This window comes from Labedella phragmitis (assembly GCF_004078635.1).
Classification (GTDB): domain Bacteria; phylum Actinomycetota; class Actinomycetes; order Actinomycetales; family Microbacteriaceae; genus Labedella; species Labedella phragmitis.
Map to the genome: position 1 here is coordinate 350246 of NZ_RZNB01000003.1, position 14563 is coordinate 364808.

A 14563-nucleotide genomic window follows, 5' to 3' on the forward strand; every position below is an offset into this window, starting at 1 on the left:
GGGAGCGCGGGTCACGACGTTAGGCGACAGGAGGACGCGGAGCCAGCCCTCGACAGGTCGGAGCCAGCCGGGCGCGAGTTCCGTGCGCGTCCGTGACCGCGTCATCGTCAGCCGAAGAGACGCTCCGTCGCGATACGGGCGCCCTCGCCGAGCGACGCGAGCTTCGCGACGGCGATCTGCGGGTGGATCCGCCCACCGAGACCGCAATCGGTCGAGGCCACGACGTTCTCGGCACCCACGACGGACGCGAACGCCTCGATGCGGTCGGCGACGAGTTCCGGGTGCTCGACGACGTTCGTCGCGTGACTCACGACGCCCGGCAGGATCTTCTTGCCGCCGGGCAGCTCGAGGTTCTTCCAGACCTTCCATTCGTGCGCGTGACGCACGTTCGCGGCCTCGAACGAGTACTGACCGGCGTTGATCGCGAGCATGAGATCCGCGATGTGGCGGAACTCGATGTCCGTCGTGTGCGGTCCGTGCCACGATCCCCAACAGAGATGGAAGCGGATGCGGTCCTCCGGCAGGTCGCGCAGCGCGTAGTTGAGGGCCTCGACGCGGATGCGCGTGAACTCGCGGTAGTCCTCGACGCTCGGCTCCGGGTTGATCTGGTCCCAGTTCTCGGCGATCGACGGGTCGTCGATCTGAAGGGTGAGGCCCGAGTCGATGATCGCCGTGTACTCCTCGCGCAGCACGTCGGCCCACGCCCAGATGTGCTCCTCGTCCGTCGCGTAGTAGTCGTTCGCGATGCGTGCGCCGCTGCCCGGGGACAGGGAGGTGATGAAGCCCTGCTCGGCGCCGGTCTCGGCGAGCGCCGCCTTCAGGTTGGCGATGTCGGAGGCGATGGCGTCCTGGCCGCGATACGCGAGCGGACCGGTCGTGCTCGGGAAGGCCGTAGCGGTGCTGCCCGTCGAGATCCCCGAGCTCGGGTCCTGGTAGGCCTCGGCGAAGATCGTCCAGTCACGGCGGTCGGGGAAGCTCGTGAGGCGCACGTCGCCCGGCGCAGAGCGGACGGGCTGCTGCGAGAAGATGTCGGACCCCGTGACCGAGAGCCCGCTCACACGCTGGAACGAGTACGACCACCAGGCGCCGTAGTCGACGGCGCTCGTCATCGCCTTGCCGAACTCGCCGTCGCCCACGATCGTGATGCCGAGGTCGAGTTGCCGGCGCACGAGGTCGGCGACGGCCTCTGTCAGAAGTGACTCGAACTCGGGCGTGCGCTCGAGGGTGAAGCCGTCGTCGGCGAGACGACGGGCGTCGTTCGCGGCGATGAGCTCGGGGGTGCGCGGCAGGCTGCCGGCGTGGGTCGTGTCGATTCTGCGGGTGGTCATCACGGGTCTCCGTCGATCGGGCGCCGTGTCCGGCGCGTCGGTGGGGAGCCTCGTCGATCCGCGGCTCCACCGGGGACCGCAGGCGGTGCTCCGGTGTCCGGCGACGGACGGCGGAGCGGCGAGGCTTCGCGTGATGCGCTGCGATGCCTCCATCCTGCCGCGTGGGGAGGGCGACGGGAACCCCGCAGAGTCACCCGCCGTCACACGGCGGGTAAAATGGAAGGCGTCTTCCGCAGCGTCGCGGCGTCCTCACCCCACCGCCGACGGAAGGTCGTCATGCCCACCCTCACCGCTCCCGACACCGCGCTCGCGCGCCGCGTGGACCACACGCTCCTCAAGCCCGAGACGACGACAGCGGACATCGAGGCCCACATCGCGGAGGCCGTCGAACTCGGTGCCTTCTCCGTGTGCGTCTCGCCGTCGTTCCTGCCCCTCTCGATCCCGGCCGACGCCGACCTCGCGGTCGCGGTCGTCGTCGGCTTCCCCTCCGGGAAGCACACGACGGCCGTCAAGACCGCCGAGGCGCTCGAGGCCGTCGGTCGCGGCGCCGACGAGATCGACATGGTCATCGACATCGGAGCGGCGAAGGCGGGTCGCTTCGACCTCGTCGAGGCGGACATCGCGTCCGTGCGCCGGGCGATCCCCGCGCCGGGCGTCCTCAAGGTCATCATCGAGTCGGCCGCGCTCGCGGACGACGAGATCGTCGGCGCGTGCCGCGCGGCCGTCGCCGCGGGAGCCGACTTCGTGAAGACGTCGACGGGATTCCACCCAGCGGGTGGCGCGACGGTGCACGCCGTGCGCCTCATGAAGCAGACCGTCGGCGACGCCGCCGAGGTCAAGGCGAGCGGCGGCATCCGCACGCTCGCCGACGCCCTCGCCATGATCGACGCCGGAGCGACCCGGCTCGGCCTCTCGGGCACACGAGCGATCCTCGCCGAGGCGGCCGGCGCCTCCCCCGCGCCCTCCACCCCCGACTCCTACTGACCCCCTCCCCAGCCCGACCGGGACGGTCGATCCACGTCGGTGCCGTCCGCGGCGATTCGCCCTGGCGGTCGCCCGGCGGACGAGCGTCGGACCACGAGAGGTGACCCGGACGGCTGAGGTGAACGGCACTCTGTCGTTCCCGACGGCGATCGACTCGAGATCGACCCGGGCGATCGGTGAGCTCATCACGAACGCACAGAAGGTCCTGGAGACGCAGGGGCCGACTGCGCAACCGCCTCGCTCAGGACGGTCTCGCGTCTACGCTGAGCCGATGACGACCTCCCAGGACGTGACCGCGCGAGACGGCAGGACGGTGCGCGTGCATGACACTGCCGACGACCTCGCGGGACCGGCCCGGCTCACGGTCCTCTGGCATCACGGCTCCCCGCAGACGGGCTCGATCCTCGCACCACTGCTCGCGTCCGCGCTCCCACGCGGCATCCGCCTCCTCTCCTACGGCCGCCCCGACTACGGCGGATCGACCGCGCGTCCCGGGCGCACTGTCGGGTCAGCGGCGGATGACGTCCGCGACATCACCGACGCCCTCGGGGTCGACGAGCTCGCCATGATGGGAGCGTCCGGGGGCGGTCCACACGCCCTCGCCTGCGCCGCCCTCCTCCCCGATCGTGTCCGCGCCGCCGTCACGATCGCGGGGATCGCCCCATTCGATGCTGCGGGCCTCGACTGGTACGCGGGCATGGCCGACGCCGCAGCGGTGCGCGCCGCGGCGTCCGGGGGCCGTGAGGCCCGAGCGCGGTTCGAGGAGACCGCAGAGTTCGAGCCGGCGAGCTTCAACGACGGGGACTACGCCGCGCTCGCGGGCCCGTGGGCAGCGCTCGGGGCCGACGTCGGGATCGCGTCCGCCGACGGCGCCGCTGGGACTCGACGGCCTCGTCGACGACGACGTCGCTTTCACCAGGCCGTGGGGCTTCGGCGTCGCCGCAGTGCACGTCCCGACGCTCGTCGTGCACGGCGGTGACGACCGCGTGGTCCCGCCCGCGCAAGGAGAGTGGTTCCTCCGGGCCCTCCCCCTCGGCGAGTCGTGGCTCCGCCCGCGGGACGGCCACATCGGTGTGCTCGACTCCATCCCGCTCGCCCTCGACTGGCTGCTCCGCCACGGGTCGGTCCCGCACGCGGACTCCTCGTCCCGGGGAGGCTCCCCCTCGCTCTGACGGGAACCAGCCGTCGCCCTCAGCGTCGTACCCTGGTCCCGTGGCCGACGCTCCCCCCTTCCTCGACGTCCCGGGTCTCGACCCGCTCAGCGAGCGTGTGTATCTCGACCTGCTCCGTGACGGGCGATCGAATGCGGCACACGTCTCCGCAACGTTCGGCGTCGGCGTCCCCGCCGCGTCCGTGATCCTCGAGAGCCTCCGGGAGATGGGTCTCGCCTCACGACTCGACGGCGAGGAACGCGACTACACCGCGGTCGATCCGGGTTACTCCCTGCGTGTCATCGCGGACCGGATGGGCGATCAGGTCCAACGGATCCGGCAGACCCTCCCCCGCCTCGTCGACCTCTTCGAGCGCGTGCCTGTGACCGAGGGAGATCTCACTCAGACTCAGGTCCTCGGGGACGCGGACGCCGTCGCCGCCTGGTACACACGCCTGCAGCACGAGGCACGGCGTGAGTTCCTCGCGTTCGATCGTCCGCCGTACGTATCGGCGTCGCTCGATCCCGTCGAGTCGACGGCGCTCGACCGCGGCGTGGAGTGGCGGGCGATCTACACGATCGAGAGCTTCGACACCGGCACGACGTGGGACGAGGTCGCGGGCCTCGCCGAACACGGCGAGCAGGCCCGCATCGCGCCGGACCTCCCCGTGAAGCTCGCGATCGTCGATAGGCGGTCAGCTCTCGTCTCACTCACGCTCGACTCAGGTCGCGTGACCGCGCTCGTCACATCGTCTGCTCCCCTCGTCGACGCCCTCCGTCAGCTCTTCGAGTTCCATTGGGCGCGGTCCCTCCCCCTCGGCGACGCACGCGCCGACGCTGAACGCGGTGAGGGCCCGCCCCGGGGCCCCGTTGCGGGAGCCGGACGGACCCGGGATGCGACGGCCGAGGAGAGGACGCTGCTCGCTCTCATGGCCGTCGGCATGAAGGACGACGCGATCGCCCGCCAGCTCGGGATCTCGCCTCGGACCCTGCGCCGCCGAACCCAGGACCTCATGGTCGCTCTCGAGGCCGACACGCGTTTCCAGGCGGGTATCGAGGCCGCACGTCGCGGGTGGTTGTGACTCCCTCCGGGCACCGACTGTAAGGCGGGAATGTCCGCCGTGTAACGATCGCGTTTCCGCGAGTGGCCGCGTGCGGCCAGCGGCCTCTTCCGGCCAACTGCGTACGCCGCCCGCTCTCCAGAATGGGACGACCGGCGACCGGACGACCCGTGAGGGGCTCGGCTCGGCCGCGTTCCTGCATCCGACCGAAGGCCTCCGTGACCACTTCAGCCACAACCCCCGTTCCCCGGCGAGCGAGGACGTTCCGCCTCCTCGCCGCAGTGTCCGCCGCCATCGCCGTCACCGCGGCGGGGATGATGACGACGACATCGGCGATCGCCGCCGGCTCTCCGGCCACGATCGGCACGGCCCCCGCCGCAACGCCTCTCTCACCGGAACCCACCGACCTCCCGGACGGCCGCTACATCGTGACGCTGCGCGACGAGGCCGTCGCGACGTACGGCGGCGGTCTCGCGAAGCTGCCGGGGACGGCGCCGACGCGGGGAGGGGACCTCGACATCGACTCCCGACGCGTCGTGGACTACTCCGCATACCTGGAGCGCACGCATGAGAGCGTGGCCGACTCCGTCGATGCGATCATCACGACCTCGTACACGATCACCACCAACGGCTTCTCGAGCGCACTCACCGGTGCGCAGGCCGCTGCTCTCACGGCCGACCCGCGCGTGGCCTCCGTCGTCCCCGACGAGCTGCTTCACCTGACGGCGACGTCGTCGACCGACTTCCTCGGGCTCGGCGGCGACGGCGGCGTCTGGGAGGAGACCGGCGGAGTCGCGTCCGCGGGCGAGGGCATCGTCATCGGCGTGATCGACAGCGGCATCGCACCCGAGAACCCTTCCTTCGACGGTGACGCGCTCGGGAGCGCACCAGGCGCGGCCCCCTATCTCGACGGCGACGCGATCGTCTTCGAGAAGTCGGACGGCGGGGTGTTCCGGGGCGCGTGCGAAAGCGGCGACGGCTTCGACGCGAACGACTGCAACACGAAGCTCGTGACGGCCCGCTACTTCGTCGACAACTACGGCGGCGACTACATCGGACATGACCGCGGCGAGTACCTCTCGCCGCGAGACGGCAGCGGACACGGCTCGCACACGTCGAGCACCGCCGCCGGAGACGCCGACGTCACGGCGACGGTCGCTGGGCGGGAGCTCGGTGCGTTCTCGGGAGTCGTCCCGGGTGCGAAGATCGCGATGTACAAGGCGTGCTGGACGGGCCCGACCGTCGGAGACGACGGCTGCGCCACGGGCGATCTGCTCGAGGCCATCGATGCCGCGGTCGCCGACGGCGTCGACGTGATCAACTACTCGATCGGCGGCGGTGCCGCCCAATCGACGCTCTCGATCACGGACCAGGCGTTCCTCCGGGCCGCCTCCGTCGGAGTCTTCGTCGCCGCGTCCGCCGGCAACGACGGACCCGGCGCTTCCACCGCCGACAACGCTGCTCCGTGGATCACGACCGCCGCCGCGTCGACAATCCCCTCCTACGAGGCGACCGTGCGCCTCGGCGACGGCACCGCCCACCTCGGCGGTTCGATCACCGTGCCGACGGACGCTCCGGTGACCGGTCCCGTCGTCGAGGCCGCAGCCGTCGCCATGCCCGGTGCCGAGGACGCGGCCCTCTGTGCTCCCGACACGTTGGATCCGTCGAAGACGGCCGGCACGATCGTGCTGTGCGATCGCGGCATCTACGACCGCGTCGCGAAGTCGGCCGAGGTCGAGCGCGCCGGCGGTATCGGCGTCGTACTCGTCAACCCGCAGGCCGACTCGCTCGACCTCGACACCCACTCGGTCCCCACCGTCCACGTCGACGCGGGCTCGGCCGCTGCCCTGCATGCCTACGCCCGGAACTCGGGCGCAACGGCGACGCTCGAGGACGGCAACACCGCCGGACTGCCGTCTCCCGCGACCCCGCAGGTCGCCGGGTTCTCCTCCCGTGGGCCGATCCTCGCGGACGGGGGTGACGTCCTGAAGCCCGACGTCACCGCTCCGGGCGTCGCGATCCTCGCGGCTTACGCCAACGCCGACGACGCGGACCCCGCATTCGCACTCCTCTCCGGCACGTCGATGGCCTCTCCGCACGTCGCGGGCCTCGCGGCGCTCTACCTCGGCGAGCACCCGGCGGCGTCACCGGCCGAGATCAAGTCCGCCCTCATGACCACGGCGTACGACACCGTCGGCTCCGACGGCGCTACCACGAGCGACCCCTTCGCGCAGGGTGCCGGCCACGTCGACCCGACGCGGTACGTCGACCCGGGCATGCTCTACCTCAACGACACGGACGACTGGTACGGCTACGCGCAAGCGGTGAGCGGCGTGGACCTCGGCTTCGAGACGATCGAGCCCTCCTCCCTCAACCTCCCGTCGATCAGCGTCGGCGACCTCGCCGGCACGGAGACGGTCACGAGAACGGTCACCTCGACGGGGGCCGCAACGTATACGGCGTCGCCCGTCGAGGTCCCGGGCATCACCGTCTCCGTCTCGCCCACAACGCTCACCTTCGACGAAGCAGGCCAGGAACTCCAGTACACCGTGACCTTCACACGCACCGACGCGCCGCTCGACGCCTTCGCGACGGGGAACCTGCGTTGGACGAACGGTGACGAAACCGTCACGACTCCCCTCGCGGTCCGCCCGGTCTCGATCGGTGTGCCCGCCGAGGCGTCCGGCGAAGGAGTCGACGGCTCCGTCGAAATCCCGGTCTCCGTCGGCACGACCGCGAGTCTCGACATCACCGAGACCGGTCTCGTGAAGGGTGATGTGCTCTACGGCGCGGGTCGCGCCGGAGTGAACGGCGCACCGTCGACGCGGGACCGGCACGTGATCCAGGTCCCGGAGGGCACGACCTTCGCGCGCTTCGCACTCGACGCTTCCGATGACACGGCCGACCTCGACCTGCACCTGTTCATGTACGACGAGTATGAGCAGATCATCCCGCTGCAGCAAGGCACGACGCCGAACGCCGATGAGACCCTCGACGTCCCGGGCCTCTCGGCCGGGCGTTACCTCCTCGAGGTGGACTTCTACGCCGGTGACGGCGACCTCGATTACTCCCTCACGAGCTATCTCCTCGGCAAGGGGACGACGGAGGGAGCACTCACTGCCACTCCCGAGAAACTCGAGATGACGCTGGGCGAGCCGGCATCCGTCACGGCCACGTGGGCCGGACTCGAACCGGGTTCGCACTACTTCGGTCGCATCGGCTTCGGCAACACGGGGCACAGTACGAACCTGACCGTGACGACACCGGGGTCCCCGGTTGCCCCGACGGACGAGCTCGCGTTGATGCTGGACCGACCATGGGCCCGCGCCGGCACCGACGTCGCGGCGCACGCGAGCGGCCTCATCCCAGGCGGAGTGTTCACGCTCGCGCTCGACGGTACGACCGTCGTGACGGGCTTCGGAAGCGCGGGGGGAACCGCGGATCGCGCTATCCTCCTACCCGCCGACCTCGCCGAGGGGGAGCACGTCGTCACGGTGACGACCGCCGATGGTTCCGTCGACGCGGCGCTCAACGTGTCGGAGCTCCTCGTCTTCACGATGATCGAGAACACGCAGTACGCCGCAGACGGCGCAGCGACGACGGGATTCGAGGTCCTCGTCGCGGGCTCCGGCGACGTGCACGTGACCCTCACCGGCTCGGCGGGCGTCCTGCTCGACGAGGACATCGCGGTCGCGTCCGACCCGATGTTCTACGTGGATTCCGTGCGTTCGAGCCGTGTCGCCGTGAGCCCGGGCGTGTACACGGCCGAGGCGTGGGCGACCGCGAGCGACGGCTCACTCACCCAGCGGACGACCTACGTCTTCACGGTCGAGCTCAGCAAGCCGAGCGACATCACCATCGCGGCGAATCCCGACGACGCCGATTTCGCCGACCTGACGTTCACCAACCGCTCCGGCGACGTTCTCGAGACGCGGCTCCGCTACAAGCTCTGCTCGGGACCCGTCGTGTTCACGACGATGTGGATCGACGAGACGGTCTATACGGAGACGTTCGACATGACCGGAGCGACGTCCGTCGAACTCCTGGCCGCCGATGACAGCGTGCTCGCGTTCTACGAGAACGAAGGACCGGCGCGGTGCGCTGCCGACCCGGCGATCTCGCAGGACTTCTGGGTGACGTTCGCGGACGGGCGGGACACGACCGAGGCGGCCGATGAAGAAGGGCTGGCCGCAGACGAACCGATCGAGATGACGTTCAGCAATCGCTACCCGGCCTGGAGCGGCGGCTTCGATTTCACGGCCGGCACCGGGAACTCGTTCTACGACGGCCGCATCTACGAGGAGCAGGTGAGTCATGACGTCGTCACCGAGGCGGGACCCGTCGTCGAGGTTCCGCTCGCCGTCTCCGAGGGTGATGACTACTGGGTCCGCGCCAAGTACGAGGTACTCTCCCCCGACATCCACATCTCCGCCCACCGCGTGATCTACGCGATGCCGGTCACCCTCGCGATGCTCGCCCCCGTCGCCGACGGCGAACCGGGTGACGGTGGCCCGGGTGACGGTGGCCCGGGTGACGGTGGCCCGGGTGACGGAGAACCCGGCGACGGCGAGACCGGGCCCGGAGAACCCGGCGACGGCGAGTCCGGCGGCGACGCCGGTGTCGGCGAAACCGACCCCGACGACGGCCTCGCCACCACAGGCGGTGAGCTCCTGGGCGGCCTTTTCGCCGCGACCCTCCTCCTCGGCATCGGCTTCGCGGCGATGACGACCGGACGCCGCAGCCGGGACGACCTCCGCGACTGACCGCGGAGAACCGCGACCTTCGGGGGGGGGGGTCGCGGCGGAAGACGCGAGCGGGGCGAGCCATCGGGTGGCGCGCTCCGCTCCGTCGTGCACCGGGCGCGAGAGCCTCGTCGCGAGCGCACAGCTCGATCTCGTCATCGCACCCCCCTGAACCAGCGGCGTGAGATGACGAGCGGTCGGCGGTCGGTCAGTGACCGGCGCGCTCGGCCTTATTGACCTTCTGGGCCTTCTTCTCGGCCGCACGGGCGGCGTCGTCGCGCACAGCTGCATGAGTCGCGCGCTCCGCGACGAGCCACTCCGGCATCTCCTCGAGGAGACTCTTGATCTCGGCGGTCGTCAGCACGTCGTCGACGCCCGCGCGAGCGAGACCCGAGTTCGAGACGCCGAGCTTGCGCGCCACCTCCGAGCGCGGGTGGGGGCCCGTGCGGCGCAGCTCGGACAGCCACTCGGGCGGATCGGACTGCAGCGCGAGGAAGTCGTCGCGCGTCAGCTCGCCTTCCTGGAACTCCGCTGGGGTGGCGGGGAGATAGATCCCGAGCTTCTTCGCCGCCGTCTCCGGCTTCATCGACTGGGTCTTCTTCTGCGCACTCACGTGCCCAGGCTATCGCCTCGGTCAGCGAGTGACGTCGTGGAGGTGGTGCACCGGATCGTGGATGAAGTACCGGCCGAGCGATTCGACCGTGAAACGGGAGCCGTCGCTCCGGAACGCCGTGCGCTCGAGCGCGGTCTCCGGCACGGACTCGAGCGTCCGGGCGAGCGCCTCGGCCGCGTCCCGCAATTCGCGGGCCACGACGACGGGGTCCTGCTCGGCGTAGCGGTCCTCGACGGCGGTCGCGTCCTGGTCCCAGTTCGCGAAGGTCGGGTCGTCCTCGGTCAGCGTAAGCCGGAACCGCTCATCGAAGATCCGGAAGACGTCCCGCACGTGCGCGGCGTATTCGAGCGGCGACCACGTGTCCTCGTCGGGACGCTCGCGCACGCCGGCCCGTTCGAGCACGGCGGGCCAGGCGTCCGCGTTCTCTCGCACCAGGGCCGGAATCTCGGTGAACGCCACGGCGCGGGTGTCGAGGCCGCAATCGGTACACGACTCCTCGAGCACCCAGGTCCAGTTCTTCGTATCGGGGATGATCGGCATAGGCCGACGCTAGCGCCGAGAGACCGCCCGTGCCCGTCGAGATCCGGTCACCCTGCCACGCGATCCCGCCAACGATTCATGACTCGGCGACGTGCAACCCGATGACACCGATCAGCATTCGATGACGTTGACGGCGAGGCCCCCGCGCGAGGTCTCCTTGTACTTCACCTTCATGTCTGCGCCCGTCTCCCGCATGGTCTTGATGGCCTTGTCGAGAGAGACCGTGTGCACGCCGTCGCCCCGCAGAGCCATGCGCGCCGCGTTGACCGCCGTATTGCTCGCGATGGCGTTCCGTTCGATGCAGGGGATCTGCACGAGGCCGCCCACCGGGTCGCACGTGAGGCCCAGGTTGTGCTCGATGCCGATCTCCGCGGCGTTCTCGACCTGACCGGGCGTCCCGCCGAGCACCTCGCACAGTCCACCGGCCGCCATGGAGCACGCCGACCCCACCTCCCCCTGGCACCCGACCTCCGCTCCCGAGATCGACGCGTTCTCCTTGAAGAGGATGCCGACGGCCGCGGCGGCGAGGAGGAACCGCACGACGCCGTCGTGGTCCGCTCCCGGCACGAAGCGCTCGTAGTAGTGGAGCACCGCCGGCACGATTCCCGCCGCCCCGTTCGTCGGCGCCGTGACGATTCGACCGCCCGACGCGTTCTCCTCGTTGACGGCGAGGGCGAAGAGGTTGACCCACTCCATCGGGTTGCTCTCGCCCGCTCCGTGCTCCGCCTCGAGCTCGGCGAACAGGCGCGGAGCCCGACGTGGCACGCGCAGCCCTCCCGGCAGCGTCGTCTCCGTGGTGGTGCACCCCGAGCGGACGCACTCCTGCATCGTCGCCCAGATCGAGAGCAGGCCGGAACGGATCTCCTCCTCGCTCCGCCATACGCGCTCGTTGGCGAGCATGACGTCGCTGATGGAGAGCCCGGACGCTCCGCAGTGCGCGAGCAGCTGCGCACCCGTCGTGAAGGGGAAGGGCACGGCGCTCTCCCGCACCACGACGCGGTCGGCGCCGACGGCCTCTTCATCCACGACGAAGCCGCCGCCGACCGAGTAGTAGACGCGTTCGCGCAGGAGGCGACCGTCGCCGTCCCACGCGGCGAACGTCATGCCGTTGGGGTGGGCCGGCAGTGAGCGACGCCGGTGCATCACGAGGTCATCCGCCGAGAACGCGATGCGGTGACGTCCCAGCAGGGCGATCGAGGCGTCGGCGCGCACGCGGGCAGCCCGGTCATCGGCCGTGCGCGTGTCGACGGTCTCGGGCTCGTCGCCCTCGAGCCCGAGGATGACGGCCTTCTCGGACCCGTGGCCGTGACCCGTCGCGCCGAGCGAACCGAACAGCTCGACGCACACCCGCCCGACCGCGGGGAGGAGCCCGTCGTGGTCCAGTCCGTCGACGAAACGTCGCGCCGCCCGCATCGGACCCACCGTGTGGGACGAGGACGGACCGATCCCGACGCTGAACAGATCGAAGACACTCAACACCATCGTCGTCGCCTCGGCCGGTCCGTTATTGGCAGACGGCCACGTCGGCGGATTCCGCCTGCATCTGCTCCGGGGACCACGGCAGCGTCGTCTCCGGAGCCTTGCCGTCGCCGGTGGCGGGCGCGGCGACGGCATAGGAGGCGAGCTCGAGAGCGAGGGCCCGGACGAGCTTCGACCGCGCGGACGAGGAGTTCAGCATGACCACGACGGTGAGCCCGCTCTCGGGGTCGCTGAACGCGGCGGTGGAGAACCCGGGGATACTGCCCACCTGACCGCGGAGCGGCCCGATCTGGAACGCGCCGAAACCGTACGCCTGCCACGTCGGCACCTCGGCACCGAGCGGGATCGTCGTCCACAGCTTCTCCGTCGACTTCTCGGAGAACATCGCGCCCGTCGCGTAGGCCTGCGTGAACCGCTTGAGATCGTCGGCCGTCGTGACCGCCCCGCCGGCCGTTCCGAGCATCGACGGCGACAGCTCCGAGAGGTCCTTCGGTGAGGCGCAGTCGTCGTTCAGCACTTGGTACCCGTGCGGGGCCGGGTCCGGCAACGTCGTGGTCCGGGCACCGGGCAACGAGGACTGCGACATCCCGATCGGGTCGAACACGTAGCGATCGAAGAGTTCGGCGAGCGATTCGCCGCCGATGCGCTCGAGCGCCATCCCGAGGAGGACGTAGGCCGTGTCATCCTCGGCATAAGCAGCCCCCGGCTCGGCGCCGCCGGATCGCGCGATACCGTCGGAGACGAGTTCCGACGCGACCCACGGCCGCGTCGGGTTCGTGACGAACTCGTCCTGGAAGGACGACCGGAAGTTGGCAAGTCCCGCGGTGCTCCGGCAGAGCTGGCCGAGAGTGACTCCCTCGATTCCCACGACGTTGACGAAGTCGCCCGCTGAGTCGTCGAGGGCGACCTTGCCCTCGTCGACGAGGCCGAAGAGGACGGCGCAGGTCATCGCCTTCGTGGTCGCCGCCGCGCGGAAGTGCATGTCGGGCGTCATCGGCCGGTCGCCGCCGAACTCGCTCGTGCCGTAACCCTCGAGGTGGAAGCCCGCCCAGGGCGCCCAGACCCCGACGATCGCGCCGGACGCGGCCGAGAGCGACATGCCACGCTCGACGGCGTCGTCGATCCGCGTGCGGATGTCATCGGGGAGGGGAGCGTCGGCTTGGGCGGGCAGGTCGATCGATGCGGATCCGTTGCTCGAACAACCGGCGAGGACGAGAAGGGTCGCAGCAGCCGTCACCGCGACGAGGCGGCGGCCGATGCCCGAACGGAAGCGCACGTGAACCTTCCCCCTCTTTCTTCCTCCCGATCCTATCGCCGCGATCGCTCCTCGACCCGGGTCGTGACCGCACTGTTAGAGAGGCGCTATCATCGCCGCCCCGGATCACTCGGCGACGGGCCGTACCCGTCGGAGCACCGCCCCCGGGCCGCCGGATGGTACAACACGGTCGCCGTTGTTTCCTAGGGGGCGAGCAACCTGAGCGTCTGCTGCGAAGGTGGGACCAAACCAGCGCGCCCGCTCCTCCGAATGCTCAGAAGACACGGCGGAGTCGGCCGTGCACCAAGGAGGAAGAAAAAATGCGCAATTCCGTGAATCGCCTCGTCGCCACCATCTTCGGCGCCGTCTACCTGCTCGTCGGTCTTCTCGGCTTCGCCGTGACCGGTGGAGTGGACTTCATCGCGAACGAGGGCGGCCTGCTGCTCGGGATCTTCGAGGTGAACCCGCTCCACAACATCGCCCACCTCTTGATCGGTGCCGCGCTGCTCATCGCAGGGCTCTCGAGCATCTCGGCCGCCCGCACCGTCAACACGGTCGTCGGATTCGTCTACCTGCTCCTCGGCATCGTCGGATTCTTCATCGTCGACTCGGCGCTGAACATCCTCGCGCTCAACACGGCCGACCACTTCCTGCACCTCGCGAGCGCCATCGTTCTGCTCGGTGCCGGCCTGGGCGCCGACAAGCGCTCGCGCACCGCGACGGTCTGAGGCGACCGTCCCGGTCGGCGTCGAGCCGATCACCCGCACCACCACACCGGTCGGCTCAGCGCCGGCCGCACTGAGAGAGGAGAGCCCGTGTCGAGGAACATCAGCACGATGGTCGCCGTGTCCGGTCTGGGGACCGGACTCGTGCACCTGGCCGTCGGCGCGGGCTCTCCCCCTCCCTTCTTCATCGTCTTCGTGCTCGCCGGGATCGTCGGGATGGTGTGGGCGATGCTCACGCTCGTCCGTGGACGCGTCCTCGCCCCCCGCACGTTCGCGATCGTCACTCTCCTGCCCGTCGCGTTCTGGGCCGCGAGTATCGCGCTCGGGGTCGGCGGCCTGCTTCCGCTCGGACCGCTCGCGGCCGCATCGGCGCTCGGCGTGATCTCCGCGGGTGTCGTGCTCTTCTCGCTCCGCCGCCCTGCGGAGCCGGAGCGCTCGACGACGGCGGCCGGTACCACGTCGGGCGAGGAACACCCCTGGCGTTTCATCGGATCGCTCGCGGCATCGGCCGCCATCGTCGCGGCCCTCGTCACTCCCGCGCTCTCCGGCACCTGGGCCGGCCAGTTCGCCGTTCCCCACGGCAGCCACGACATCCCCGGCCCGGCCATCGAGGACGAGCACGGCGGTCACTGACCGCTGACGCGCTCCCGTCGCCGCACCGGGGCTACGGCGTTCGCCTGCCTCTG

12 protein-coding genes are annotated in these 14563 nt (G+C 70.3%); 7 read left to right on the plus strand and 5 right to left on the minus strand.

Annotated elements, in window-relative coordinates; translation table 11 throughout:
- Positions 1 to 107: 107 nt before the first annotated feature.
- Positions 108 to 1328, minus strand: a complete 1221-nt coding sequence (locus ELQ90_RS09755; protein ID WP_128495064.1) for a cobalamin-independent methionine synthase II family protein — start codon at positions 1326 to 1328, stop codon at positions 108 to 110.
- Positions 1329 to 1604: 276 nt separating this feature from the next.
- On the opposite strand from ELQ90_RS09755, the gene deoC reads away from it, so the two are divergent.
- The 5 genes from deoC to ELQ90_RS09775 all read left to right on the plus strand — a co-directional run bounded on the left by deoC (position 1605) and on the right by ELQ90_RS09775 (position 9286).
- Positions 1605 to 2312, plus strand: coding sequence for a deoxyribose-phosphate aldolase (deoC, locus tag ELQ90_RS09760; protein ID WP_128495065.1), 708 nt, complete (start codon positions 1605 to 1607; stop codon positions 2310 to 2312).
- Positions 2313 to 2583: 271 nt separating this feature from the next.
- The gene (locus ELQ90_RS09765) at positions 2584 to 3291 is read left to right on the plus strand and encodes an alpha/beta fold hydrolase (RefSeq protein ID WP_243696107.1); all 708 of its coding nucleotides are present in this window, start codon (positions 2584 to 2586) and stop codon (positions 3289 to 3291) included.
- Positions 3257 to 3484, plus strand: a complete 228-nt coding sequence (locus tag ELQ90_RS16990) for an alpha/beta fold hydrolase (protein WP_243696108.1) — start codon at positions 3257 to 3259, stop codon at positions 3482 to 3484. Before ELQ90_RS09765 ends, ELQ90_RS16990 begins: the two co-directional genes overlap by 35 nt.
- 40 nt (positions 3485 to 3524) lie before the next feature.
- Positions 3525 to 4544, plus strand: a complete 1020-nt coding sequence (locus tag ELQ90_RS09770) for a helix-turn-helix domain-containing protein (protein WP_166408963.1) — start codon at positions 3525 to 3527, stop codon at positions 4542 to 4544.
- Positions 4545 to 4741: 197 nt separating this feature from the next.
- On the plus strand, positions 4742 to 9286 hold the full coding sequence (locus tag ELQ90_RS09775) for a S8 family serine peptidase (protein ID WP_166408965.1): 4545 nt from the start codon (positions 4742 to 4744) through the stop codon (positions 9284 to 9286).
- Between the two features lie 187 nt (positions 9287 to 9473).
- On the opposite strand, the gene ELQ90_RS09780 is transcribed toward ELQ90_RS09775, so the two are convergent.
- The 4 genes from ELQ90_RS09780 to ELQ90_RS09795 all read right to left on the minus strand — a co-directional run bounded on the left by ELQ90_RS09780 (position 9474) and on the right by ELQ90_RS09795 (position 13173).
- Positions 9474 to 9851 carry a DUF5997 family protein gene (locus tag ELQ90_RS09780; RefSeq protein WP_128495223.1) on the minus strand — a complete coding sequence of 126 codons (378 nt, stop codon included), beginning with the start codon at positions 9849 to 9851 and terminating at the stop codon, positions 9474 to 9476.
- Between the two features lie 48 nt (positions 9852 to 9899).
- A complete protein-coding gene (locus tag ELQ90_RS09785) occupies positions 9900 to 10418 on the minus strand; it encodes a DinB family protein (RefSeq protein ID WP_128495068.1) in 519 nt (172 codons plus the stop codon).
- 111 nt (positions 10419 to 10529) lie between these two features.
- Positions 10530 to 11900: an L-serine ammonia-lyase gene (locus ELQ90_RS09790; RefSeq protein ID WP_128495069.1), complete on the minus strand. Its 1371-nt coding sequence runs from the start codon at positions 11898 to 11900 to the stop codon at positions 10530 to 10532.
- Between the two features lie 22 nt (positions 11901 to 11922).
- The gene (locus ELQ90_RS09795; RefSeq protein ID WP_128495070.1) at positions 11923 to 13173 is read right to left on the minus strand and encodes a serine hydrolase domain-containing protein; all 1251 of its coding nucleotides are present in this window, start codon (positions 13171 to 13173) and stop codon (positions 11923 to 11925) included.
- Between the two features lie 299 nt (positions 13174 to 13472).
- On the opposite strand from ELQ90_RS09795, the gene ELQ90_RS09800 reads away from it, so the two are divergent.
- Positions 13473 to 13880 (plus strand): DUF4383 domain-containing protein, encoded by a 408-nt coding sequence (locus ELQ90_RS09800; RefSeq protein WP_128495071.1) that lies wholly within the window; start codon positions 13473 to 13475, stop codon positions 13878 to 13880.
- Between the two features lie 87 nt (positions 13881 to 13967).
- The gene (locus ELQ90_RS09805) at positions 13968 to 14510 is read left to right on the plus strand and encodes a hypothetical protein (protein ID WP_128495072.1); all 543 of its coding nucleotides are present in this window, start codon (positions 13968 to 13970) and stop codon (positions 14508 to 14510) included.
- Positions 14511 to 14563 lie beyond the last annotated feature (53 nt).

Excerpts from the sequence above, each read along its gene's own strand:
- ELQ90_RS09755 (WP_128495064.1), bottom strand. The coding sequence starts at position 1,328 with ATGACCACCCGCAGAATCGACACGACCCACGCCGGCAGCCTGCCGCGC.
- deoC (WP_128495065.1), top strand. The coding sequence starts at position 1,605 with ATGCCCACCCTCACCGCTCCCGACACCGCGCTCGCGCGCCGCGTGGAC.
- ELQ90_RS09765 (WP_243696107.1), top strand. The coding sequence starts at position 2,584 with ATGACGACCTCCCAGGACGTGACCGCGCGAGACGGCAGGACGGTGCGC.
- ELQ90_RS09780 (WP_128495223.1), bottom strand. The coding sequence starts at position 9,851 with ATGAAGCCGGAGACGGCGGCGAAGAAGCTCGGGATCTATCTCCCCGCC.
- ELQ90_RS09785 (WP_128495068.1), bottom strand. The coding sequence starts at position 10,418 with ATGCCGATCATCCCCGATACGAAGAACTGGACCTGGGTGCTCGAGGAG.
- ELQ90_RS09790 (WP_128495069.1), bottom strand. The coding sequence starts at position 11,900 with ATGGTGTTGAGTGTCTTCGATCTGTTCAGCGTCGGGATCGGTCCGTCC.
- ELQ90_RS09800 (WP_128495071.1), top strand. The coding sequence starts at position 13,473 with ATGCGCAATTCCGTGAATCGCCTCGTCGCCACCATCTTCGGCGCCGTC.